This is a genomic window from Psychrobacter sp. Ps1, assembly GCF_022129425.1.
In the GTDB taxonomy this organism is placed as follows: Bacteria; Pseudomonadota; Gammaproteobacteria; order Pseudomonadales; family Moraxellaceae; genus Psychrobacter.
The window spans coordinates 1-26,145 of record NZ_JADQAN010000021.1 but is presented as its reverse complement, the minus strand read 5'-3'; the positions used below and the strand labels follow the sequence as shown (position 1 = coordinate 26,145).

Annotated in this window: 20 protein-coding genes; 9 read left to right on the top strand and 11 right to left on the bottom strand. The window is 43.7% G+C overall.

The features are described from left to right. The first annotated feature begins 183 nt into the window (after positions 1–183). The 5 genes from dnaQ (at position 184) to nth (ending at position 6,797) form a co-directional block, all read left to right on the top strand. A complete protein-coding gene (gene dnaQ, locus I3249_RS10745) occupies positions 184–1,842 on the top strand; it encodes a DNA polymerase III subunit epsilon (protein ID WP_238069949.1) in 1,659 nt (552 codons plus the stop codon). Between the two features lie 147 nt (positions 1,843–1,989). Next, on the top strand, positions 1,990–3,672 hold the full coding sequence (locus I3249_RS10740; RefSeq protein ID WP_238069948.1) for a hypothetical protein: 1,683 nt from the start codon (positions 1,990–1,992) through the stop codon (positions 3,670–3,672). 267 nt (positions 3,673–3,939) lie between these two features. Then, the gene (gene nudC / locus I3249_RS10735) at positions 3,940–4,878 is read left to right on the top strand and encodes an NAD(+) diphosphatase (RefSeq protein WP_238069947.1); all 939 of its coding nucleotides are present in this window, start codon (positions 3,940–3,942) and stop codon (positions 4,876–4,878) included. A 257-nt stretch (positions 4,879–5,135) separates the two neighbouring features. Beyond that, on the top strand, positions 5,136–5,981 hold the full coding sequence (locus I3249_RS10730) for an RnfABCDGE type electron transport complex subunit B (protein WP_238069946.1): 846 nt from the start codon (positions 5,136–5,138) through the stop codon (positions 5,979–5,981). Between the two features lie 120 nt (positions 5,982–6,101). Continuing rightward, complete coding sequence (gene nth, locus I3249_RS10725) at positions 6,102–6,797, top strand: endonuclease III (RefSeq protein ID WP_238069945.1); 696 nt, start codon at positions 6,102–6,104, stop codon at positions 6,795–6,797. A gap of 168 nt (positions 6,798–6,965) precedes the next feature. Here nth and I3249_RS10720 read toward each other — a convergent pair whose 3' ends face one another. Next, the gene (locus I3249_RS10720; RefSeq protein ID WP_238069944.1) at positions 6,966–8,273 is read right to left on the bottom strand and encodes a transposase; all 1,308 of its coding nucleotides are present in this window, start codon (positions 8,271–8,273) and stop codon (positions 6,966–6,968) included. Positions 8,274–8,347: 74 nt separating this feature from the next. Here I3249_RS10720 and tnpA point away from each other — a divergent pair, with 74 nt between their 5' ends. From tnpA to I3249_RS10700, 4 genes are all read left to right on the top strand, one after another. Then, a complete protein-coding gene (gene tnpA, locus I3249_RS10715) occupies positions 8,348–8,746 on the top strand; it encodes an IS200/IS605 family transposase (protein ID WP_238069943.1) in 399 nt (132 codons plus the stop codon). A gap of 440 nt (positions 8,747–9,186) precedes the next feature. Then, entirely contained in the window at positions 9,187–10,353 is a 1,167-nt protein-coding gene (metK, locus tag I3249_RS10710) for a methionine adenosyltransferase (RefSeq protein WP_057760687.1), read from the top strand. Positions 10,354–10,427: 74 nt separating this feature from the next. Beyond that, the gene (locus I3249_RS10705) at positions 10,428–10,784 is read left to right on the top strand and encodes a DUF3144 domain-containing protein (RefSeq protein ID WP_102078350.1); all 357 of its coding nucleotides are present in this window, start codon (positions 10,428–10,430) and stop codon (positions 10,782–10,784) included. A 233-nt stretch (positions 10,785–11,017) separates the two neighbouring features. After that, the gene (locus tag I3249_RS10700; protein WP_238069942.1) at positions 11,018–11,377 is read left to right on the top strand and encodes a hypothetical protein; all 360 of its coding nucleotides are present in this window, start codon (positions 11,018–11,020) and stop codon (positions 11,375–11,377) included. Between the two features lie 128 nt (positions 11,378–11,505). On the opposite strand, the gene I3249_RS10695 is transcribed toward I3249_RS10700, so the two are convergent. From I3249_RS10695 to prfB, 10 genes are all read right to left on the bottom strand, one after another. Next, positions 11,506–13,158, bottom strand: a complete 1,653-nt coding sequence (locus tag I3249_RS10695; protein ID WP_057760694.1) for a BCCT family transporter — start codon at positions 13,156–13,158, stop codon at positions 11,506–11,508. A 242-nt stretch (positions 13,159–13,400) separates the two neighbouring features. Next, positions 13,401–15,044, bottom strand: coding sequence for a BCCT family transporter (locus I3249_RS10690; protein ID WP_238052344.1), 1,644 nt, complete (start codon positions 15,042–15,044; stop codon positions 13,401–13,403). A 166-nt stretch (positions 15,045–15,210) separates the two neighbouring features. Next, on the bottom strand, positions 15,211–16,476 hold the full coding sequence (locus I3249_RS10685; protein WP_238069941.1) for a PQQ-dependent sugar dehydrogenase: 1,266 nt from the start codon (positions 16,474–16,476) through the stop codon (positions 15,211–15,213). A gap of 207 nt (positions 16,477–16,683) precedes the next feature. Beyond that, positions 16,684–19,281 (bottom strand): ATP-dependent chaperone ClpB, encoded by a 2,598-nt coding sequence (gene clpB, locus I3249_RS10680; protein ID WP_101205647.1) that lies wholly within the window; start codon positions 19,279–19,281, stop codon positions 16,684–16,686. Positions 19,282–19,590: 309 nt separating this feature from the next. Beyond that, positions 19,591–20,172 carry a L,D-transpeptidase family protein gene (locus I3249_RS10675; RefSeq protein ID WP_238069940.1) on the bottom strand — a complete coding sequence of 194 codons (582 nt, stop codon included), beginning with the start codon at positions 20,170–20,172 and terminating at the stop codon, positions 19,591–19,593. A 111-nt stretch (positions 20,173–20,283) separates the two neighbouring features. Beyond that, on the bottom strand, positions 20,284–21,075 hold the full coding sequence (locus I3249_RS10670; RefSeq protein ID WP_165597207.1) for an SDR family NAD(P)-dependent oxidoreductase: 792 nt from the start codon (positions 21,073–21,075) through the stop codon (positions 20,284–20,286). A 72-nt stretch (positions 21,076–21,147) separates the two neighbouring features. Beyond that, positions 21,148–22,863, bottom strand: coding sequence for an AMP-binding protein (locus tag I3249_RS10665; RefSeq protein ID WP_238069939.1), 1,716 nt, complete (start codon positions 22,861–22,863; stop codon positions 21,148–21,150). 308 nt (positions 22,864–23,171) lie between these two features. Further along, positions 23,172–24,302 carry a DNA topoisomerase IB gene (locus I3249_RS10660; protein ID WP_238069938.1) on the bottom strand — a complete coding sequence of 377 codons (1,131 nt, stop codon included), beginning with the start codon at positions 24,300–24,302 and terminating at the stop codon, positions 23,172–23,174. Positions 24,303–24,516: 214 nt separating this feature from the next. Beyond that, on the bottom strand, positions 24,517–24,801 hold the full coding sequence (locus tag I3249_RS10655) for a pyrimidine/purine nucleoside phosphorylase (RefSeq protein ID WP_238069937.1): 285 nt from the start codon (positions 24,799–24,801) through the stop codon (positions 24,517–24,519). A 61-nt stretch (positions 24,802–24,862) separates the two neighbouring features. Continuing rightward, positions 24,863–25,958 (bottom strand): peptide chain release factor 2 gene (prfB, locus tag I3249_RS10650; protein ID WP_101212133.1). Its coding sequence is split into 2 segments (ribosomal slippage): positions 24,863–25,885 and positions 25,887–25,958, totalling 1,095 coding nucleotides; the frame shifts between segments, so codons are not numbered across the junction. Between the last annotated feature and the right edge of the window lie 187 nt (positions 25,959–26,145).

Here is a 26,145-nt window from a genome sequence, read left to right as displayed (position 1 = left end):
AAACCAGGACGTTACTATTATGTTATAAGTTACCGTAAGAGTTTTCTGACTTTGTGCGTCACGACTGCCCATATTTATGATAGATTTGCTATACTCACAACGTCATCATCATCGTTCGAATAACGTAAACGAGATGCTCTAATACTACCCTATGCTTACCACTTATCAGGTCCATACTCCTTTATGTCAGACAACCGTAATTCAATGCCAAACACTCATAAAGATAACGCGATTGATCCATTGGCTGCTAAAACAAATACCACTGTGGCCTATACTGATGGCGCTTGCAAAGGCAATCCTGGCGCTGGCGGCTGGGGCGCACACCTTATATTTAGTGATGGCAGCTCGCAAGATTTATACGGCGGCGACAAAGAAACCACCAATAACCGTATGGAGCTAATGGGTGCGATACAAGCACTGACCCATAGCCCGCACGAGCATACACTTGAGATTTGGACTGACTCCAGTTATGTCCAAAAAGGCATCACTGAATGGATTGAAGGTTGGAAGAAAAAGGGCTGGAAAACTGCCAGTAAAAAGCCTGTCGCCAATCAAGACCTATGGCAACAATTGGATAAACTCTGCCAACAGCGTGATGTTAGCTGGCATTGGGTCAAGGGTCACGCTGGACATGCTGGTAATGAAAAAGCAGACGAGCTGGCAAACTTAGGTGTCACCTCAAACAGCGGCCATTCAGCTATAGTCAGTGAAGCAGATACGACTAAAAAAAAAGACCACATAGCGACTGATATTAATCCTAACATTGACACTAATACTGACGCTAATACTGATACCTTGCAAAAATCGTCTAGCGCTGACTGGCTAAGTTTCGATCCATTGGGTCTAGATATGATGGACGATGAGTTTGATGAAGAGCTCTTAGAACCTGAGCCGCTAAGAGAAGACTATCAAAGTACAGCTAACACCCTTAAGATAAATGAAGACATTTCTGTAGAATCTAACAGCCATCAAGACAGTACATACAAACCGACGAGTACCAAAGCTATGCCAGATATTCAAACGCACCTAGATGATACCGTCGACAATGATATGTTGCCAAGTGTAGAATCTGATGCACCTAAGTTCGATGGAGATACTAGCCGTGCCAACCCACATTTTAAGCCGCTACTACCAAAGCCGATACACCGCCATGAAGCAGATCGTCAGCTTATTATGGATACAGAAACCACAGGGCTTGATGCACTAAAAGGCGACCGTATTATCGAGGTCGGTATTGTGGAGCTAGTCGGACGTAAGTTTACTGGTGAAAAGCTGCACGTTTATATCAATCCGCAGCGCGGTATGGATGATGAAGTCATTCGTATTCATGGTATCTCTGAAGCATTTTTGACCGACAAGCCGACCTTTGATCAAGTGGCTCAGTCTTTGTACGACTTTATGGATGGCGCTGAGATTATCGCTCATAACGCTACTTTTGATATGAACTTCTTAAATATGGAGTTTGCAAAAGTTGGTTTGAATGACTTTGCCAATCGAGTGCAAGTAACCGATTCACTGGCGATGGCCAAGCAGCAGTACCCTGGGCAAAAAAACACGCTAGATGCCCTCGTGCGTCGCCTAGATGTTGGTAAGCAAGACCGTACTTTTCACGGAGCATTACTTGATTCAGAGATTTTAGCCGAAGTTTATCTGGCGATGACTGGTGGACAGGTCACGCTTGCCATCGAAGACGATACAGATACCGATGGCGGACAAACCGCTCATGCAAGTTTCGCCAATTTAGCGAATTTATTACTGGCTTCAACATCGGATGAAACTGCTGACCAAAGCTGGTATGCCGCTTTGGCAGCAGATTATCCTGCCCTAAAAGCTAGCATGTAATTGTCATTTGAATTTTTATTGAACCGACATTTGTATAATTTAGTCTTGATTATTATGATAGAAAGCGTTAAAACATCACTAGCTAATACTTTCTGAATCAAATTTATAATATTGCTATTCTCATCAGTACATTATGGAAAAATACTTATGGACCAGTCTGCGCAAATGAAGCTAACCGCCCCAACGCTTAGTGTTACTGATTTTAACCTACCATCACTCCATTTACTGCATGATGAGGTTATAGCAACGCTTAAAGACACTGAGATTCATCTGGGTGAGTTCAATGATGATAGTAGCCAAGCTCCTTTGTTGTCAGATTCTATCGAAGTATTAAAGCAGCTTTCTTGTATTTTTAAACTGATTTCTTTGGTCGGTGCAGAAGCATTGAATGATGCCATTGTTGGTGGTCTACAGAGACTTTATGACAATGGTGATAACAACGATACCGACTTGATCATGGATCTATCAGAAGCCATCATGACCTTAGATCGTTATGTCGAGTTTGTCCTCTTGACTGAATCGGTAGAGCCTACTCTACTCATACCTGTCATTAACAAGCTTAATGCACATAGTCAAAAACTTCCTATTACAGCAGACTATTTTTCTGCATTTGGCAGCAGTAGTGTCATCATCGCCAATCCTGAACAAAACTTTGAATCTCTAAGCACGCTTAATCTAGACACAGAGCTGCTGACCAACGCGTATCGTAGTGGCCTTAGCATTGCACTACTCAATCAAGATGGCAAAATTGACTCAGCAGATCAGCAAAAGCTGGATGCCATGAGTGCAGCTTGTGCATTAATTGCATCAAATAATGATAGCTTATTTTGGCAAGCGGCGACTGCTGCTGTGACTGATATCGCAGCAGTATTACCATTAAACTTGAGTCAAAAACACACACTTATCTATTTAGAGCAGCAATTTCAAAGCTATTTACCAGTCATGGATACCCGCTTTGCAGATTTAGTGAGCTTTGCCTGTCAACGTGATAACGAGCAAGCGCATCAACTACGTGAACAGTATGCCAGTAACCATTTAGAAGGTGCTCAGCTAGAACAAATGAAACGCTTTTTATTCGGTCCTAACCGCGAACTTACCGATACGTTAAACACAATTATTCAAAATCAGATCAATAATATTAAAGAACACGTCGATAGTTATGCACGTGGCGATTCAATCAACCCTATTGATATGCAGACCGCGCAAATTATCGAAGAGCTGACTGAGCTTAGTTCAGCATTACGTTTATTAGGTCTGTCCAACGCAGCCAATAGTCTTAGCGAAGCAGCAGAAGCTGTGAGCCATTGGCAAGCACCTTCCCCTGACGATTTTGATCATTTGCTACTAGCGTTAATGCATGCAGAGAACGCCGCCATTGCCATGGCAGAGATGCATACACCAGGGGCAATCTATCTGCCACTGAATAACCCGCATATCTCATTGCATCAGCTTAATACGGCTAATGATACCTTGATACAAGAAAGCCGAACTGCTATTGCTAGTGCCGAGCAAGCCATCAATGATTATTTGGCGGAGCCTGAGCGCGATATGCTCAATATCCAAAATATTCCTGGGATGATGCGTCAAGTAGCAGGCGCAGTACGCTTCTTACAACTGCCCACACCTGCCAGCATGCTGAGTCAGCTAGCCAACTACATTGAAAAGCGTATCGAAGGCGGACGACGTATCGAAGACAGTACGTTAGCCTGCATCGCTGATGTTATCATGGCGGTCGATCATCACTTAGATGGTTTTGAGAATAATCGCCCTGTCAGCAAACAAGCGCTTGATGTGGGGCAGCAAAGCTTAAGCCACCTACTTGCTGCTTAACTTTTCTTATTGTCATGGCATGGTTATTATCTCTTAGCCATGACATCTCATTTACGTATAAATAATTCAAGATAATGTAGGTACGAGTCAGGCACGTGAAAGCGCTACAGTCATTAGGTTGAACTAGCCTGGTCATGAGGCTGAACCAGCCTGACAACATGTATAGATATCTGGGTATCTGGTTTACATAGAATTGATGATATTTTACTCTAAAACAGTCTGTGTCTACGTCGATGCGGACTTACTTTATAATGTTTGGAATTTTATATGGCCCATGCTTTTGTATTAAGTGATGACAGTATCTTATGCCGTCAAATGCCAGATGGTTGGTGGCCTTTGCAAGTTCAGCTATCGCCCGATAGTAATGACTCAAATGAGCAAGCTTATCAGGTCGGTCACGTAACGCTGCACGAGAGCCTAGCACCAAGTCATTGGTTATCAGACGACAGCACTGGCAACCATGCAGATGATACGGTTGATGCGAATATGTCTCATAGCTTTACCGCTCAAGCCACGAGCGCCATGACTTATGACTATGCAATTGCTCATAACATGACGCTACCAATTATTGCTGAAAGCAGTGGTAACACTTTTGTTCCTTATCGAAAACTAATGACTCATTTGCCAGTCGCTTTGTCAGATCAGATTAGCCAAGCAATACAACTATTAAGCTGGCAAGCAGATACGCAGTTTTGTAGTCGCTGTGCTAGTCCTACTGTACATGCTGACCAAGGCGAACGTGCCATGGTTTGTCCAATATGTCGATTGCGCCAATACCCTCGCGTACAACCTTGCGTCATTACTGCTATTACTCGGTCAAATCCAGTGACGGGTGAGATGCAAATCTTACTGGCTCACCATCACCGTCATGGACAGCAAAACCTGCCGCCAATGTATGGTTTGATCGCAGGGTTTGTAGAAGTTGGAGAGAGTCTGGAGCATGCCGTAGTACGTGAAGTCGCAGAAGAGGTCAATATCAGCGTAACAGATATCCGCTATGTCAGTAGTCAGCCATGGCCTTTTCCCTCTAACTTGATGCTTGGTTTTCGCGCCTCGTATGACAGTGGCAACATTATCTTGCAAGAAGATGAGCTAGCACATGCTGATTTCTTTGATCTCTCAAACCTACCTAGAATCCCGCCAAAGGGTAGTATCGCTCGTGATTTGATCGACCAAGTGGCTAAAGAACAAAATATAGATTTATAATCAGTCCTTATCTACAAATACCACATTACGCTATAGTATTGTATTTTCAATCTCATCTCTTTAAAATCGCTGCTCCTGTGACAAGCGTTTTACTCTAGACTTTATTTTTTAATAAGTAACACGCTAACCTGAGCAGTAAAACGCTGACAGAGCAGATGCTCTTATAGATACTGTTTTACAAAGACCGCTTTCTCAACACTTTATCTCTATTTATACTAATACCAATTCTAACGACTGGTATTAAGGTCCTTAATTAAATGCAAAGTAGCACCAATATACGCTTAGTCAATCTACCTATCTTATTCGATGCATTACACATTGATACCTTGCCTGCTGACATACAGGCAAAAATTGCACGTGTGGATGCTTGTTTGCCACAGACGCAATGCGGGCTATGTGAGCATCCAGATGGTTGCCTGCCATATGCCGCTGCAATTGTATTAAATGGCGAGCCGTACAATAAATGTGTGCCCGGTGGTCAGCCAGTCACCAATGCGATTGCTCAGACTCTCGATATAGACACTTCTAACACTACGCTAACGGCGGTGCCTTCACAGTGGCCCATAGATGCCACTTCCGAACGTCCGACCGAGGTTCGTGCGGTTATCCGTGAAGATGACTGTATCGGCTGCACCAAATGTATTCCTGCTTGCCCAGTAGATGCTATCGTTGGTACTGGTAAGCATATGCATACGATTTTTACAGATTTGTGCACGGGCTGTGAGCTATGTATCGCGCCCTGCCCTGTTGATTGCATCGACTTAGTTACGATTGAGCGGGAAATATCTGAGCCTGAGCGAATAGCAGAGCAAGAGGATTTAAGACAACGCTACCACACTCATTTAAAACGTGTGACAGAACAGCTTGCTGATACGAGCAATAGTAGACCTGTCGTTAGTATGGTAGAGGCTAAGCTCAATAATGCAGCAAGTCAGTCTCTAAATATCAGTGAGTCGCAAGCAAAAAACACCATTGCAGCTGCCAAGCTCCGTACCAAAATCAAAAAACTGGAAAAGCAACTGAGTGTGCGTGCAAATGATAAGAAACAAGTAGAGCTCGAATCTTTACAAGCCGAGCTTGAGTCATTGCAAGTAGCGCTATAACGGTAATAGCTGATTACGCAATTAATGCGTTAATAAATTGATACTTTAATCATTAACATGAATGCTAACGCTAGCATATAATTTGGCACAATCATTCATCAAAATAATAGTCAAAATGCCATGAGTAAAACGGTCAAACATAAAACAGCTGACACGCCACCCTCTAGACGAATGCCCAATCGTGACGTGCGTCCATTCTTTGAAAAGCTAGCAGCGACTATTGATGAACCTGTCACCGAACTCAATTATGACAATAATTTTGAGTTACTTATCGCAGTAATTTTGTCCGCACAAGCAACTGATGTGAGTGTCAATATTGCCACCCAGCAGTTGTACCCCGTGGCGAACACACCTGAAGCTATACTGGCACTAGGCGAAGAAGGTCTAAAGACATATATCAAAAATATTGGCTTATATAATGCCAAAGCCAAAAACGTCATAAAAACTTGCCGTGATTTGATTGAGAAATTTGATAGCACCGTTCCTGATAACCGCAAAGACTTAGAATCACTGGCAGGTGTCGGCCGTAAAACTGCCAACGTTGTATTAAATACTGCTTTTGGCCAGCCTACCATGGCCGTTGACACGCATATCTTTCGTGTGGGTAATCGTACTGGGCTTGCCACTGGAAAAACCGTACTTATCGTCGAAAAAAAGCTGGTCGAACGCATTCCAGAAGACTTCATCGTAGACGCCCATCATTATCTTATCTTACACGGCCGCTATACCTGTCAGGCTCGTACACCCAAATGCGGCGCTTGCCCTGTCTATGAAGAATGTATGTTCAAAGATAAAGCTGCATTTTTAGAGTTGTAACGTATTGTTCATTTCAAGCAAACGCTACTGCTAGCTAATCACTCAGCTAGATAAACCGCTATCCAGTAACCACCTTTGATTGCAGTGAACTGCTTGTTGAGCGTTTCTTTTGACATACTCCCACCACTTTCGCGAAGCTCAAGTGGGGGATTCTAAAAGCAAACGCTCTTAGGCGACTTTCTCACGAAGGTCGCTTGTTTTCTGTTTCAACGGGCGACCTTTACTGCATCCTCCCTCCACAGACAAAACGGCATGTCCTGCCGCTAATATGTTACGAGCCGCATTAAAATCAGCGTTCGCAACATACCTACATTTGACGCACTCAAATTTTGACTGAGTTTGTCTGTTATCGACAGCGATATGCTGGCATTCAGAGCAGGTTTGGCTAGTGTATCGTGGGTTTACCTTAATCAGTAACCCACCGCGCCATTGTTGCTTGTACTCAAGCATATTGACCATCATGCCCCAGCCTTGATCTAGGATGGATTTATTTAATCCTGATTTGGCTTTGACATGATGACCTTTGTTCTCCACCGTACCACTGGCTGATTTTGACATATTGGCGACTTTTAAATCTTCACAAGCAATCATGGCGTGGCTTTTGCTGATGCTGGTGGTGATTTTATGCAAGTAGTCATGTCTGATATTGGCAATGTGGCTGTGGAGTTTTTGAATCTTGCGGTTTTGCTTTTTCCAGTTCTCACTGAATTTTACTTTCTTTGCTAGCCCTCGTTGCAGTTTGGCAAGTTTGAGTTGATTGGTTTTAAAGCTGTTTTTGGGTTTAATATATTCACCGTTTGAGGTGGTGAGTAGTTTACTGATGCCCACGTCCAAGCCAATAGCGCTTTTAGAGGGGTGACGAGGGTTCTCTGTCAGCTCGTGCTCTGTGCCAAACGACACATACCAGCGACCTGATTTCTTGCTAATGGTGACATTTTTAATCGTGCCAATAATGTCTTGCGATTTTCTAAACTTCACCAAGCCCACGCCATTCGGTAGTTTTACTCGATTGCCCTTAACACGGCAGTATTTATCAAACTGAACTAACCGAATTGAGTCACGCCCATCGGATTTGCGCTTAAATTGTGGCATCAACGGGCGTAGCTGGATTTCTGTGCCATCAGCCAGTTTAAAAAACTTGGGTTTACGAGGTTTCTTTTTATTTTCTTCCAATCTGGCATGTACTTTAGGATTAAAGAAACGTGACCAAGCCGATGCAAGATCACGTACTTTTTGTTGTAAAGAGACAGCGTTTGAGCTGCTTTTTAAGAACTCGAAATCAGGATTGCTCTTTAGATCCATGATTTTATTAACGAGGTTCGTGGCATTGATAAACTCATCTTTAGCAAACATCTCAAATGAGATCACTAGCATTTGATTCCAAACAAAACGTGCAGAGCCGACAAGATTATTTAGAACAATCTCCTGCTCTGCATTAGGCTCAAGCCTAAATTTATACGCTTTGTTGATTTTCATAAATGCGTTCTTTATTAATGAGTGTGTGTTTGATATTATGCTTATAATACTAGCATTTAAGAGTTTTTATTACAATGAGTGAGATATATAAAAACCGCCATGCTGCCTTTAATCTCCACGTTCATTTGGTTTTTATTACTAAGTACCGAAAAAAAGTTTTAGGTGAGCTGCATCATGATTATTTCAGTGAGTGTGCTGCTGAGGTATGTAAAAGTTTTGATGCTGAATTAAAAGAATGTAACGGTGGAGCAGATCATATCCACATGCTTATCCAGTACCCGCCAACGGTGCAATTAAGCAAATTGGTTAATAACTTGAAGTCAGTCACAAGTAGACGAATGAGGGGTGATTTCATTGATTTAAGAGCAGCTTATTCCAAGCCTGTGCTTTGGTCACGCTCCTACTTTGCAAGCTCTTGTGGCGGTGCGCCATTAGATATTATTAAGCAATATATTCAGAACCAACGAGGTTAGCCAGTGATGCGGAATTCACCTCCACCCTAATGTCGGGTGGAATCCTCTTTCGCTTTTTTGATAGTAGAGTAAGTGTTGCTCACTAGAGTTTTATAACGTTTCAAGGTAGAATAACCCTATTTTGCGTTAAGAGATTTTGGCCATTACCCTGCTTCTGATAAGGCAACCTGCACATTAGCGTTGTCTATTAGGGCAAGTATTGACTCGAGTCGTTACCGCCAAGACCATATTAGAGCGAGGCAGTATCATTTTATATATTGATTAAATGATAGTCCGCTCACCCTTTGGTCAAATGTATTAGCAAAGATTTTAGTCAAAACCGATTTTAAATTGAGAAATACCGATTATCTGCCGCGTAAATGCGTGGTCAAAATTAATTAGAGCAGCACTCAGATGTGCTGCTTTTCCTACCCTTATTGATTCAATTAAGCGATCCCATTATGCGTGAATACAACTTATTTACCTCAGAATCTGTGAGCGAAGGCCATCCTGACAAAATGGCTGACCAAATATCAGACGCTATCCTTGACGCTATCTTACGTGAAGATCTACATGCACGTGTGGCATGCGAAACCTTAGTAAAAACAGGCGCAGTCATACTTGCAGGTGAAATCACCACAACCGCAAATATCGATTTAGAGCGTCTGGTTCGTGACACCGTAAATGGCATCGGCTATCACCATTCAGACCTAGGCTTTGATGGCGAGACTTGTGCAGTCATCAACATGCTAGGCAAGCAATCTCCTGAAATCGCGCAAGGCGTCGATCGTAGCGACCCAGAAGAGCAAGGTGCAGGTGACCAAGGCTTAATGTTTGGTTATGCCAGTAATGAGACCGAAGTACTTATGCCAGCACCTATCGAGTATGCTCATCGTTTGATGGAGCGTCAGTCGGAGCTGCGCCGCGCTGGCGAGTTGCCTTGGTTGCGTCCAGATGCCAAAGCGCAGGTGACCTTGAAGTATGACGGCAATCGTCCTGTCGCTATCGATGCTGTTGTATTATCAACACAGCATGATCCAAGCATCTCGCAGTCAGATCTACAAGAAGCCGTGATGGAATCTATCATCAAGCAAGTGCTACCAGCTGACTTATTGCACGCTGGCACACGCTATCATATCAACCCAACTGGTAAGTTTGTGATTGGTGGTCCTGTCGGTGATGCTGGTTTGACTGGTCGTAAAATTATTGTTGATACTTACGGCGGTATGGCACGTCATGGTGGCGGTGCGTTCAGTGGTAAAGATCCTTCAAAAGTCGATCGAAGTGCTGCTTACGCGGTACGTTATGTGGCCAAAAACATTGTAGCAGCAGGTCTTGCTGAGCGCTGTGAAGTACAGGTCAGCTATGCAATTGGTGTCGCTGAGCCTACTTCTATCTCTGTTAATACTTTTGGTACTAGCAAAATCAGTAACGATGAGATCATTCGCTTGATTCGTACGCATTTTGACCTACGTCCTTACGGCATTACCCGTATGTTGAACTTACTACAGCCAATGTATCAGCAGACTGCTACCTTTGGACACTTTGGTCGTCCAGGTTCAGAGACTGCCTTTACGTGGGAAAAAACAGACAAAGCTGATATCTTAAAAGCAGACGCTGGTTTATAAGAGTCACTATTTTAAAACGTTTACCAACCATTTTTATACTAAAAACTACTGACACTTATTATTAGGAGTTGCTTATGTCTCAAGACAATATTCAAGACCAAAACGCTGATGCTAACATCGAAATCACCCCTGAAATGCAGGCGTTCTATCAACGTGCTGACGCTATCATCGGTATCGCAAACAGCCAGTTAGGCCCTGAAGCACATTCAGGTCAAGTAGGTGCTTCTTTATTGTATGCTGCAGCACGCTATAGCGCGTCAGTTGCCTCTATCGGCTTCGTAAAAGGCGATGATTTCGCCAAAGAAAAAGACGATATCGTCGAGTTTTATGTCAAACAGTATCGCCAAATGCTGAGCGATAATTTAACTGATTATGCTCAAAACTTTGACAAATACGTGCAGCTAAATCAAGACGACAAACCAGCTGAATAAGCGTATTTCTTCAGTCTAGATGTCTTTGATTTAGACATGCTGCCATAAAATCAGTATTTGATTGTAGAAAATAAAACCCCAAGCTTCATTGAGCTTGGGGTTTTTTGTACGGTGTTTAAGTAGATAGCTACTGACAAATGAGCTACCATAAATGCTTAAGCGTTTATCATTAGTAGGTAAATCAATCATCGATAACAGGACGCTATCGAATATTATTAATAAGGACATTTTTTATGAAGCAAACTCTATCTACTCGTCGATTTTCCACAATTAATCAATCTTCGTTCAAACCATCATCACTTATACTGACTTTAGCCTTAGTTTTAACTGGCTGTAGCTCTATCTCTGATATCGGTACATCTGGTCAAACACCTACCCCATCCAGTCCTGATATCAGTCAGCAATTTGAAGGTGCTGCTCTTACTCAATGTCCGCCCGCTAACCCTGCCAACAATATCTGTACGGCACAATATGAACCCGTCTGTGTAAAGACGAAAGTTGGAACAGTGATCAGCTACCGAACGGCTAGTAATGCCTGCTCAGCCTGTAATATCCCTGAAGCCGTTGGTTATGCAAAAGGCGAATGTAGCTGATCTATAAAGTGGTTGTATCGAAAGCTGCTGTATTGGAAGCTTTTTTATTAAAAATATTGAACATCCATAAAAATACCCAGCTTATGACAAGCTGGGTATTTTTGTAGCTAAGAAATAAACTCTAAAGCTTAAGCATCTTTCTCAAGTGCTGGTGGGCCTTTTAGCAACTCTTCATCACGGAATTCATTGGCCGAGTTATGCTCTGCCGACTCTTCTGTGGTGAACCATTGCTGATTACGATACAGTATCAAACGATCTCGACTGAGACCGCGCAATAGAGAATACATCATCACGACGATCACAATAGCAAAAGGAAACCCTGAGACAATCGATGCCGCTTGTAATGCACTCAAACCACCTGCTGCCAATAATACAGCGGCGATAACACCTTCAGAACCTGCCCAAAATAAGCGCTGAATCTTTGGCGGATTGGTATCACCACCTGATGTCAGCATATCAATGACAAAACTGGCTGAATCTGATGAGGTGACAAACCATAGGACAATCATCACCACGATGAGCAAGTTGACCGCACCTGTTAATGGATAAGACTCCATCAATTTAAAGATAGCGCTACCTGTATCGGCTTTGACCGCTTCGATCAGACCTGGGCTAACTATGTTAGGGTCTGCTGCTGCCACCAACTCCATATTTACTGCAGAACCACCAAAAGCAGTAAACCATAAGAACAATATCGTGATAGGAATTAATAATACGCCTAATATAAACTCACGGATGGTACGGCCACGAGAGATACGTGCAACGAATACTCCAACGAATGGTGACCAGCTAATCCACCATGCCCAATAGAAAATCGTCCAAGAAGCTTGCCAATTTTCTTCGCCTCTATAAGACTCTGTCCATAGACCTAACGGCACGATTTGATGCAAATAGTTGCCGATGTTTTCTACGAAGCTGTTAAAGATAAACTGCGTAGGTCCAAAGATAATCACAAAACTTAGCAATATCACAGTGAACAATATATTGGTATCACTTAGACGCTTGATGCCTTTATCCAACCCCATAAACAGAGATAACCCTGCTAGCATGGTGATAAGGCCAATCAAAATAATCTGCACCGTAATATTATTGGGTATACCAAATAACGTCTCAAGGCCTGAGTTAATCTGCAAGACGCCAAGACCTAACGTGGTCACTACCCCAAACATCGTACCAAATACGGCAAGCGTATCTACCGTATGCCCCCAACCGCCGTAGATCTTTTTACCCAATATTGGATAAAGTGTCGAACGGATAGCCAGTGGTAAACCTACTCGATAATGAAAATATGCCAGCGATAGCGCAACCATGCCATATAGCGCCCATACATGTAGACCATAATGTAGGAACGAGATATTCATCGCTTGCTTGGCAGCGGCAACTGTCTCCGCCTCGCCTAATGGTGGTGCCATGAAATGATACAGCGGCTCAGCAGTGCCCCAGTAAAGCAGCCCAATACCGATACCAGCTGAAAACAGCATACCAATCCAAGAAACCATATTGTACTCTGGCCTCTCGTTCTGATGACCGAGTCTGATATCGCCGTAGCGGCTAAATATCATATAAATACTCATGACCAATGTTAAATTGACCACGACAATAAAGAACCAGCCAAAGCGTAAAGAGACAAATGCTTTTGCTTGGTTAAATACTACTTCTGCTTGTTCATTGAATAAAGCGCCAAAAATAATGAACGCTAGTATCAAGATTGCTGAAGTCAAAAATACAGGTTTGCTTACCCGCGGAAAAGGGCCTAATCGGCCAACTTTTACATGATCCATAGGTATATCCCCAAAAAAGTGCGTAACCATACCAAGGTATGAACGAATTATCAAATATAACACCTTGTAAATACTGCCGAATGTATAGAAATGGTAGTAACATTTCGGTAATAATTTTCAGCAATCCGAATCTGTCCTGAATAAATTTAAGTATCTTCACCCAATAAAGAAGCCCCAATTTAAAAATAAATTGGGGCTTCTTCTGTTAAAAGCTTGAGTAGTTGTCTTACTTTCACCTGCTTTTAGTCACCCTTAACAATCTTGGGTGGGCCTTTGAGTAAATGCTCGTCAACAAACTCATCTGCAGAGTTATGATCTGCTGATTCATCTGTGATAAAGCTTTGCTGCGCTCGATATAGAATCAAACGGTCACGGCTAAGGCCCCGCAACAACGCATACATTATGACAAAAACCACTAAAGCAAATGGCAATCCTGCTACGATGGCAGCTGCCTGCAAAGCAGACAATCCACCAGCCGCTAACAATATGGCAGCGATAACGCCTTCTGTGGTTGCCCAAAACAAACGCTGAATCTTTGGTGGATTGGTATCGCCACCAGCGGTCAGCATATCAATCACAAAACTGGCCGAATCTGACGAAGTCACAAACCAAAGCATAATCATGACAACAATCATTAACGTAATCGGTTTGGCTAGTGGGTAGTACTCAACCAGCTTAAAGATTGCGCTACCCGTGTCTGCTTGTACTGCTTCAACCAACCCTGGGCTAATACCTGTCACAGCAGAGGCAAGCTCCATGTGAATCGCTACGCCACCAAAGGTCGTGAACCAAAAGAACAAGATAAGCATAGGGATTAATAGCACCCCAAACGTAAACTCACGGATGGTACGGCCACGAGAGATACGGGCAATAAAGATACCAACGAATGGTGCCCAGCTCACCCACCATGCCCAATAAAATATCGTCCAAGCGCTTTGCCAATCTGTTCCACTATAAGACTCGCCCCACGTACCCAAAGGGACGAGTACGGTCAGATAGTTGCCGATATTTTCGATAAAGCTATCAAAGATAAAGAGCGTTGGCCCTAAAGCCACCATGAATACCAATAAAACGATTGTAAAACCGATATTGATATCACTAAGGCGCTTAATACCTTTATCCAGACCCATCATAACGGAAGCGGCTGCAAGCGCTGTGATGAAAGCTATCAAACCGAACTGTACAGTGAGACTATTCGGCATGCCAAATAGTTTCTCAAGTCCCGCATTGATCTGCATCACTCCAAGCCCGAGTGAGGTGACCACACCAAACATCGTACCGAACACGGCCAAGATATCGACCGTATGCCCCCAGCGACCATAGATTCTTTTGCCGAGCAAAGGATACAAAGTTGAGCGAATCGATAAAGGCAAACCGCGACGAAAATGAAAATACGCTAACGACAGTGCCACAATCGTATAGATGCCCCAAGCGTGTAGACCCCAATGCATAAATGAGATATTCATCGCTTGCTTTGCGGCTTCAACCGTTTCGGCCTCGCCCATTGGTGGTGCCATAAAGTGATACAACGGCTCCGCTGTACCCCAGTAGACAAGACCAATACCAATACCAGCAGAGAACAACATACCAATCCAAGAAAACAGATTGTACTGCGGTCGCTCCGTTTGGTTACCTAAACGAATATCACCATAGCGACTCATTCCTAAGTAAATGCAAAGCCCGAGCGCTGTATTCACTAAGATAATAAATAACCAACCGAACTTATCGGTAATAAAATTCTGTAAAAAACTAAAAACGGCCCCTGCTGTTTCAGTGAAAAGCGCACCGAAAATAATAAATCCAACGATCAACAGTGACGATGTAATAAACACAGGTTTACTCACCCGTGGAAAAGGTCCTAATCTGCCTACTTTTACTTCTTCCATGTGCAAGTCTCAAAATTTAAGGAATATTACCTTAACAAAATAGGCTTTAACTATCAATCAATTACAAAATAAAACTTGATAAAACCTTTAACTTATTCTAATAAGATTGATAGTTTTTTTAAAATGTCTACATAAATACAGATCTAAAAGCAGCTTTATCATGATGTTATTTGGGCAGTAATCTGAGTAATTGTGCATCATTACCATCTTCAAGTGTCCACACTTGCCCGTCTATTGCTAGCACACTGCGTACACGCTCACCCATGTCATAGCGATAACGCTCAGCGGCGGTATTGTCTTCGCTTATGCCCACTACGATAAGCGCTTTAGACGATAGGCCACTGATAAGCGCATTGCCCTGCCAGCTAGGAAAGTCATTATGAGTACCAGCCACATAGATGCTCATAGCAGATGGTGATATGACAGGTGTCCAAGTAATTTTTGGTGCCGTAAACTCTGGCTTTGTGTCATGGTCAGGAATGTCTAAACCTGAATAATTGCGGCCATTGGATACCACTGGCCAGCCATAATTGTTACCCTTCTCAATAATATTAAATTCATCGCCACCTTTTGGTCCCATCTCATGCGCCCAAAGCTGTCCACTATCATCAAATGCCATACCAAGCACATTGCGATGTCCGATGGTCCAAAACTGTTTGGCCAACTCATTATCAGTAAACGGATTGTCTGTCGGGGTGTTACCATCAGGACTTAACCGTATTATCTTACCCAGATTGCCATTCATGTCTTGTGCTGGGTCTTTGTCTTGACGCTCGCCTGAGCTGATATATAGATAGCGCCCATCGGGAGAAAACAGCAGGCGATGACTATAATGTCCTTGTCCTGTGACTTTCGGAGACTGTTGCCAGATAGGCGTGATATCTTGCAACGTAGGTGTGGCTGTCTCTAATCCTGAGAGTGTCGCTTTGATAACTTTAGCGCCAAATTTATTACTATCACTTCCTGTTCCTGCTTCCGCGTAGCTAAGATAAACGGTATTGGACGTCGCAAAATCTGGAGCCGCGATGATGTCTCCTAAGCCGCCTTGACCACCGTAAGCGACTGTAGGAATGCCTTCGACTTTAGTCTTATTACCCGTCGCCGTATCTACGATAAATAGCTCACCTGTTTTTTGTGTTACTAGTAATTTTGGCGCTGTGCTATCTGCAATGGGTAACGCTGTCATGGCCCAAGGCTCATCAAAGGTAGCGATTGCTTTGGTGGTAAAGTCAGGCTTGCTAGTCTTTGTTTGTGTGGCGGTTTGAGTGTCGCTATCTGAAGTGGAAACCTCTTTATACTCTGTTGTGGTACTTTTATTATTACTAGTACTTACTGCTGAAGGATTGGAGCACGCAGCAGTGCTAAACAGCAGTGCTGCAATGATTAGCGGCGAAGTTAAAGGTATATTTATACGTTCAATATGAGCTGTCATTGTTCTGTTTCTCCATTCAGTTGATACTGATACTATTAGTCTTTGATTTAGTTATAGCATAGTCCTGAGACTTAAGAGATATCGAAATGGTAAAAAAACAGTAACGTAAAACGTGCCTTATAAACAAAAACCCCTTACCTACGATTGTAGATAAGGGGTTTGTTTTAAGCGTAAAGTTGGGTCATAAAGACATCGATGCCAATGTGATTAGCTCATTCTAAGCTTATCAAAAGTTAGCTTATCATCGGCACCTACATCGACTTTGATAATATCGCCAGCGACAAAGTCACCTGCCAATAATTTCAATGACAATGGGTTTTCGATCTCTTGTTGAATGGCACGCTTCAAAGGACGAGCACCATAAACAGGGTCATAACCCACGGCAACCAATTTATTCATCGCATCGGCTGACAGCTCAATATCCATCTCACGCTCTTGGATACGCTGACGCAAACGATCCAATTGAATATCTGCAATACCTGCCATCTGCGACATACCAAGCGGATGGAAGACTACGATTTCGTCAATACGGTTGACGAACTCTGGACGGAAATGCTGCCCAACAGAATCCATTACTTCCGCTTTGATATCCTCGTAGCTTTCACCAACCATTTCTTGAATCTTATGTGAACCCAAGTTACTGGTCATGATGATCACAGTGTTCTTGAAATCTACTACACGACCTTGCGAATCGGTTAAGCGACCATCATCCAATACTTGCAGTAAGATGTTGAACACATCAGGATGCGCCTTTTCTACTTCATCGAACAATATGACGCTATACGGCTTACGGCGTACCGCTTCAGTCAACGTACCGCCTTCTTCATAACCGACATAGCCTGGAGGCGCACCCACTAAGCGGCTGACACTGTGCTTTTCCATATACTCACTCATGTCGATACGTACTATCGCATCTTCAGAGTCAAACAAAAAGTTTGCTAGTGATTTGGTCAGCTCGGTTTTACCCACACCAGTAGGTCCCAGAAATAAGAAAGAACCAGAAGGACGGTTTGGATCAGACAAGCCTGCACGGCTACGACGTACCGCATTGGCCACCGATTCGACCGCTTCGTTTTGACCAATGACGCGCTCATGGAGCTTTTCTTCCATTGCGATCATCTTATCACGCTCGCCTTGCATCATTTTGCTGACTGGAATACCAGTCGCGGCCGCAACCACTTCGGCGATTTCGTTGTCTGTCACCTTATTACGTAGCAATTTGACACCGCTACCTTCACCTGTCTGCTCTTTTTGCTCAGCCAAGTCAGACTCATGAATACGGCGCTCAAGCTGCGGAATGGTCTCATATTGCAGCTTACTCATGGTCTCATAATCGCCTTCACGACTGGCTTTGTCATAAGCGATACGGGCTTTATCCAGCTCGTCTTTTAGCTGTTGACTGCCTTTGACCAACGCTTTCTCTGCCTGCCAAACTTCATTAAGATCAGCGTACTCTTTTTCCAATTCTGCTATTTGTGCATCGAGCACTTTACGCTCAGCTTGCGCGCCAGCATCTTCTTCGTTTTTGAGCACCTCACGCTGCATTTTTAGCTGAATGAGGCGACTATCAAGTTTGCCAAGCGACTCAGGTTTACTGTCCATCTCCATACGCAAGCGGCTGGCGGCTTCGTCAATTAAATCAATCGCCTTATCTGGTAGCTTACGGTCAGTGATATAGCGATGGCTCATGCGCGCAGCAGCAATGATGGCGCTATCTTGAATATCGACGCCATGGTGCAACTCGTAACGCTCTTTTAAACCCCGTAATATCGCAATGGTATCTTCGACTGTTGGCTCATCGACCAAAACCTTTTGAAAACGACGTTCAAGCGCAGCGTCTTTTTCGATGTACTGGCGATACTCATCAAGGGTGGTCGCACCAACGCAGTGCAGCTCACCGCGTGCCAGTGCAGGTTTTAGCATATTACCCGCATCCATCGCACCTTCAGACTTGCCTGCACCAACCATCGTGTGCAGCTCATCGATGAACAGAATGACATTGCCTTCTTGTTTGGCCAAGTCGCTCAATACGCTTTTGAGACGCTCTTCGAACTCACCGCGGAATTTTGCCCCAGCGATTAGCGCGCCCAAGTCTAATGACAACACTTCTTTACGGCGCAGACCTTCTGGTACGTCGCCATTGATGATTTTTTGTGCCAAGCCTTCGACAATCGCCGTTTTACCAACGCCCGGCTCACCGATGAGCACAGGGTTGTTTTTGGTACGGCGCGACAGCACCTGAATGGTACGGCGAATTTCTTCGTCACGGCCAATGACTGGATCTAGTTTGCCAAGCTCTGCTTGCTCAGTCAGATTAATCGTGTATTTGTTGAGTGCATCACGCTGATCTTCAGCGTTTTGGTTATTGACGGTATCATCACCGCGCAGCTGCTCAATGACCGCTTTTAGTTTGCTTGCCGTCACACCTGCACTTTCAAATATTTTTTTGGTTTCGCCTTGTTCGGCGAGTGCCAACATCACCCATTCTGTTGCGATAAAATCATCGCCTTCTTTTTGCGCCTGACGATCTGCCAAATTCAAGATTTTTACCGAGTTTGGATTTAGATTGACGTCACCTGTCGGCTCCGAAATCGTTGCTTGGTTATCCAATGCTTTAGCAACGCCATTTTTTAGCGCTGGAATAGAAGCACCTGCTTGTTGGCAGATAGATAAATTAGACTCATCTTGTAGCAACACGGCGAGCAAATGCACAGGATCAATGCCCGTATGATCACGACCTAACGCTAGGCTCTGAGCTTCTTGAATCGCTGATTGCAGTTTTTGCGTAAACTTCTCAAATCTCATGTGTGTGTCCTTTTATAATTGGTATTCTCAATAGCACCTCTAAGGATTATCTTAGTCTAGTGCCTACTGTTATCTGTCACTTATATAAGGTATATATACATCTATTTCAAGACAATTACTAAATAAAACCTTACTTAAAGCAATGATATTGATTATTAATAATATTTAAAGGGGCTATTAATACCAGTTAAATATAGTTAGTAGGCAGGAAACGCCATTTTATTAGTGCAAATGAAAGATAAACCTCCATTAATTAGGTTAATGAATAATGCACTTACTTAGTATAAATTAGATAATAATCCGACTGTTCTACTCCACGATTTCGATAGGAGTACCAAGTATCACCGATGCCATAATCTCATCCATCTCATCATTGGTAACAGCGATACAGCCATCTGTCCAATCACGTCGTTGATTAAACAATGCCAAATACCCAAAGCCATTCATTTGCCCATGAATCATAATATCGCCACCTGGATTGACCCCTAATGACTTTGCTCGTGCCTTGTCCTCATCATTGGGATAGCTAATATGGATAGAGCGATGGGCAATGGAATTTTCATTCTTATAATCTAATGTATAAACCCCAACGGGCGTACGCTGATCACCTTCTTGTTGCTTATGACCTACTGGACTACCCCCTAGCGCAATACGATACGACTTAATGGCTTTACCATCGCTCATCAGTTTTAAGACACGATCTGATTTGTCGACAATGACTCGATCAATCACTATAGAAGGAGGAATATGATTCTTGGGTTTTGAGGTGCTTTTGACATAAGCAATAGCGCTGGTGCTGACAATGGCAGCAAGACTAAGAACAATAGTGATAGGCAGCCAAGGCATACGCTGCTCATTTGATGAGTAAGATTTTTTATAAAAAAATAGCATAGGCTTTGATTCCCATAATTAATTTTTTGTCATTAATCATATGTATCAAAGTACTATGCCAGATTCTGTAGATACGTTTTGTGCAAAAGTGATGAATCACTCACGAGACTGTTACACCATGCGAATCGCACCATCTAAGCGAATAACTTCACCATTTAGATAAGCATTATCGATGATATGAGTCACCAATTTGGCAAACTCATTGGGATCGCCCAAACGTTTAGGATATGGCACGCCTGCTTCTAACTGTTCGCGTGCCTTTTCAGGAATACTGTCCATCATCGGCGTAGCAAAGACACCTGGTGCGATAGTCATCACGCGGATGCCATGACGTGCCAGCTCGCGAGCAAGTGGCAAGGTCAGACCAACCACGCCTGCCTTGGACGAAGAATAGCTAGCTTGACCTACTTGACCGTCAAAGGCAGCGATAGAGGCTGTATTAATAATAATACCTTGATCTACATTCTTCTCTACATGGTCGCCTGCACTACCATCACTCGCTATGCGCTTGGCAATGCTAGCAGCGACCAAACGGGCAACGTTAAATGAGCCGACCAGATTGATATTGACCCCACGGCTAAATGCCTCAAGGTCTGCCGGATTGTTATCACGATCCAGTAGCTTTTGTACCACTACGATACCAGCACAGTTGATTGATCCTTGCAGGCCACCGAAAGCTGATTCTGCCATTTCGACCGCTGATTGCACTTCATCACCGTTAGTGATATCACAGCGTACAAAGCGCGCACTATCACCTAACTCGGCGACCAGAGCTTGTCCAGCAGTTTCATTTAAATCAGCGATAACGACGTTGCCACCTTGACCTACAATCGCCCGAGCCACTGATTCACCTAATCCTGATGCCCCGCCTGTGACCAAAAAGCTGTTTTCTTTAACTTGCATGATTATTCCTTTAAATTTTTGCTTCTTATTAGATATTTTTCTATTAAATTTATGGACGCTTTGCCAAATTATTTATGCGGCAGACAGACTACGCAGCAAAAAGCGTTGTATCTTGCCACTTGGCGTTTTCGGCAGTTCTGTCACAAACTCGACCTCACGCGGATAAGCATGAGTGGATAGGCGTTTGCGTACTAGCTCTTGGATTTCTTTGGCAATTTGCTCACTGCCTTCGATGCCATCTTTTAGTACCACATAAGACTTAATAGTGTGACCGCGCACTTCATCTGGCACGCCTACCGCCGCAGATTCTGCCACTGCTTCATGCTCTAATACAGTGTTTTCGACATCAGTAGGCCCTACGCGGTAACCTGCGGTAATAATAATGTCATCATCACGGCCTGAGAACCAGTAACTGCCGTCACTATGACGCTCGACCACGTCGCCTGTCAGATAGTAATCATCTACAAAGGCTTGTTTTTCATTCCAGCTATAGCCTCGGAAATAGAACGCAGGTGACTGACTGACCACGACTGCTAGCTGCCCTTGCTCACCATCCGGTAGCACATTCATATCATCATCTAGTACCACTAGTGTATGACCTGGTAGTGCCATACCCATCGAGCCAACAGGACAATCATGCGCCAGTGCATGATGTGCACAGCACGTCATGCCAGTCTCTGTTTGCCCATATTGGTCTTTGACTTGGCATTCTAGATAGGTTTCAACCCAGTTGACCACTTCGGTGTTTAGCGTCTCACCTGCCGAGTTGGCACAGCGTAAAGACAGCTTAGCATTAGTATCGTTATGAGCGCCTTCATTAATACTATCAAACACACCACTAGATTTCATCATTCGAAATGCGGTTGGTGAAGAGGCCAAATTGGTAATCTTATGACGCACCATAAAGTCATGGGTATGGGTCGCATCGAATCCTGCTTCATTAAAATAAGTGGTGATGCCCAGTAACAGAGGCCCTGTGATGGCATAGTACAAGCCATACGCCCAGCCTGGATCTGCCATGTTCCAGTACTGATCATCTTCGCGTAGGTCGATGGCATAACGCATATATAGGTAAAAAGAAGGTAACGCAGCCAATGGAACGCTGACCCCTTTTGATTTACCAACCGTACCTGAGGTAAACATTTGCAAGAATGGCGCATCAGTATCGAGCACCACGGGTTCGAGCGTTTGCGACTGTGCTGCCATAGACTGGATATAGTGATCATCACCCCATGTCTGGGCATCCTCCACACTGCCGACCAATACCATTTTGGTTTGCTCAGCCAAATCTTCAAACTTGCTGCGATTTTCTAAATTAGTAAAAACGACTTTGGTATCGGCTTTGTCCATCCGATACTTGATTGAGTCATAGCCAAATGCGGTAAATAGTGGCTGATATACCGCGCCGATGCGCCAAGTTGCTAATACGACGGTTAGCAGCTCAGGCGTGCGCGGTAGCATCGTCGCTACCTTGTCGCCCGCTTTTACCCCATACGACTGTAGCAAGTTAGCGATTTGAGCACTCGCTTTGTCAAGCTCACCAAAGCTCATGCGTGTTATATTGCCTGCGGTATCTTCGTGTACCAGTGCGGCATTGTCAGCGCGGCCGTCACGTACATGACGACCACAGCAAGCCATATAAGCATTTAGTCGATCACCTACCTGCTCGCCAAATATTTCTGACAGCAGTGTATCCATATCAAAATTATTATAGTAATCGGTATAGTTTTTGGGCGTGGCGGTAGTGTCTGTATCAATATTCGTCGGGGTTTGAGAGGCGGTGTTCATAAGCTAATCCTTTAGCAATAGCAGGTAACTGGTAAAATGGTATTTATGATTAAAAAACGGCCACATCCTATAGACCGTTTCATAGGTTCGTATTTATCATGCTCTATTAGTAACGCATTTTTACGTTTATTTCAATACATAACGTATCATTTTTATTTTATAGAAATGGAGATAATCTATAACTAATTATCATTAATTCGCTATAAGTCCGCGAAGACACCTACAATCAATAGCCAAAGTACTGCCGCATATTTTCAATTTCCTATTAAAGAATTAACACCTCAATATTATTATCTAAAACCTCACACTTAAACATCAGCTCTTAAAAACCCTAACAATGCTTTTTCTTCGCAGCTTTGGTATTTTTTGGTTCGACCACGGCGCGCTTGTTTATAAGTTTCAAAAAACTGCCCTGCCAAAAAACGCTCAATGACAATGGGATGAATATAAGAGGCACGGCATACGGTCGGCGTGTTGCCTAGCTCTGCTGCGACACTTTTTACCATATCAGTGACTAACTGCTGTCGCTCAGCGCTTTCTGGCGCACTGGTTAATATGCTAGCGCCTGCAGTTGTTTGCAGTTCGTCATATAGGTAGCTTGCCGCAAGTACACTGGCCATCCATGTACGAAAATCCTTTGCGCTGTATAGCTTACTTTCACAGTCCATGCCGCACGTATGCATCCGTAAGTAGTCATTGATATCGCTACTGTCAACGACTTGCTTATGACCGTTGTCGTCTAGATATTTGAATATTTGATAGCCTGGCAGCTCAGAACAGGCCTGAACGATATCAATCAATCGCTCGTCTTGCAGTTCGATGTGGTGTTCTTTTGCGCTTTTGCCGACAAAATCAAATGCCAGTCCATTGTCGGTTTCACTGACATGCTTGCTGCGTAGCGTACTCAGACCATAGCTTTTATTTTGCTTAGCGTAGCGGCTATTACCAATACGAATCAAAGTGGTCTCTAGCAATTTAACGACGGCAGCAAGCACATTGGTACGTGATAAGGACTCTGCTTCCAAATCTGCCTCCACCTGCGCGCGTAGATTGGGCAGTGCCTCTGCAAATCCTATCATCGCATCAAACTTTGCTTGGTCACGAATATTGTTCCATGACGGATGATACAGATACTGCTTGCGAGATTTTTCGTCTCGCCCTGTTGATTGTAGATGGCCTCTTTCGTCTTGGCATATCCACACCTCTGACCACATGGGCGGTATCACCAACGCATCAAAACGCTGACGCAATGCTCTGTCTTTTACCGTGTTACCCGTTGCATCACGATAAGTAAAGCCGCGACCCCAGCGTCTGCGCTCGTAGCCTGGTTCGTCGTCACTCACATAACGCAAATTGGCACGGCGTGCGAGATGCTCGTAATCATGACGCACGTCTTTGGTCATTGTCTGCTGGCTAGTCTGTAATTTTGCCTTTGTCATAAACCTATATACCTTTAAGAATTCATGGTTTTAGCATAATTAATGGCGGTAGTTTTTGCTGTTTATTTGGCACAGACAAAGTGTAATGCTGTGTAAAATTTGGCTTTCAGGATAGTAGCTTAAAATTCATTTGAAATATGACACCCACAAAAAAAACGCCAAGCATAAAATACTTGGCTTTTTTCGTTTTGATACCGCTATAACTTGGAAGTCGTTATTTACCATATACACATAGATAAGCGGTTTCGACGTCTATTTTTACTTGGAACTTCTGATTAGCTTCAACGGTAAACTGCTCGCCAGCGTTAAACGTTTGCCACTCATCACTCTCTGGTAATTTTACGGTCAGTGCACCGCTCACCACGCTCATGGTTTCAAATTCACTGGTGCCAAACTCATATTCACCAATTTCCATGACGCCGACAGTCGCAGGCTTGGTAGCCGTTTGAAAAGCAATAGAAGTCACTTTATCATCAAAATAATTATTAACGCTTGGCATAATTTTCCTTAATTAAATATTGGTTACTATTTTAAAACGGCTGCTTATTTAAAACAGCCTTTTACAGTCCTGCTTTTAGACTCGCCTCAATGAACTGATCGAGGTCACCATCTAACACGGCACCTGTGTTAAAGGTTTCAACACCCGTACGCAAGTCCTTGATACGTGAGTCATCGAGCACGTACGAGCGAATTTGACTGCCCCAGCCGACATCAGACTTACCGTCTTCGACTGCTTGCTGTGATTCCATACGTTTTTGCATTTCAAGCTCATAGAGCTTAGCACGTAGCATTTTCATCGCGGTGGCTTTGTTACCATGTTGACTACGCTCATTCTGACAGGTCACTACCACGCCCGACGGCTCATGGGTAATACGTACCGCAGAATCTGTCGTGTTTACGTGCTGACCACCCGCCCCAGATGAACGATAGGTATCGATACGCAAATCAGCTGGGTTGATATCAATCTCAACGTTATCATCAATTTCAGGCGAGACAAAAACAGCGGCAAATGAGGTATGGCGACCATTATTGCTATCAAATGGTGATTTACGCACTAAGCGATGCACGCCAATTTCGGTACGTAACCAACCAAAGGCATAATCACCCTTAATCTCAATCGTGGCTGATTTAATCCCAGCAACGCTACCAGAAGATACTTCAATCACGTCAACTTTAAAGCCATGCGCCTCTGCCCAGCGCGTATACATGCGCAGTAGCATCTCGGCCCAATCTTGCGCTTCTGTGCCGCCACTGCCTGACTGGATATCCAAGTAGCAATTATTAGGATCCATCTCGCCACTAAACATGCGACGGAACTCTAAGTCAGCAACGCGCTTCTCCGCATCGTCAAGCTCGGCTTGTACATCAGCAAGTAACGACTCGTCTTCTGCTTCTACCGCCAGCTCCAGCATGGCAGATGCATCTTCTAAGGTGGTCTCAAGCGAGACCACGACATCGATGACGCCATCAAGCTGGCTTTTCTCTTTATTAATCTTGGTTGCACGCTCTGGATCATTCCATAGCTCGGGGTTTTCTAATTCTAAATTGACTTCTTCTAAGCGTTCTTGCTTACCATCGAAGTCAAAGATACCTCCGCAAGTCCTGTCCACGCTCAGATAGATCTTTGATTTGTTCTTGATACGGATTGATTTCCATAAGTATTCCTGTCTTTTTAAATAGATATCTCATTGATATGGCGCTATTTTAAATGAGATTGACGATAAATAGTTGACTAATTATCAATGCCTTTATATTAAATAATCATAAGACCTCTTGCAAAAGTCATAAGCTAAGCTCGAAATTAACAAGACCGGCGAACAGCTTCATTCTAAGATCATAGCGC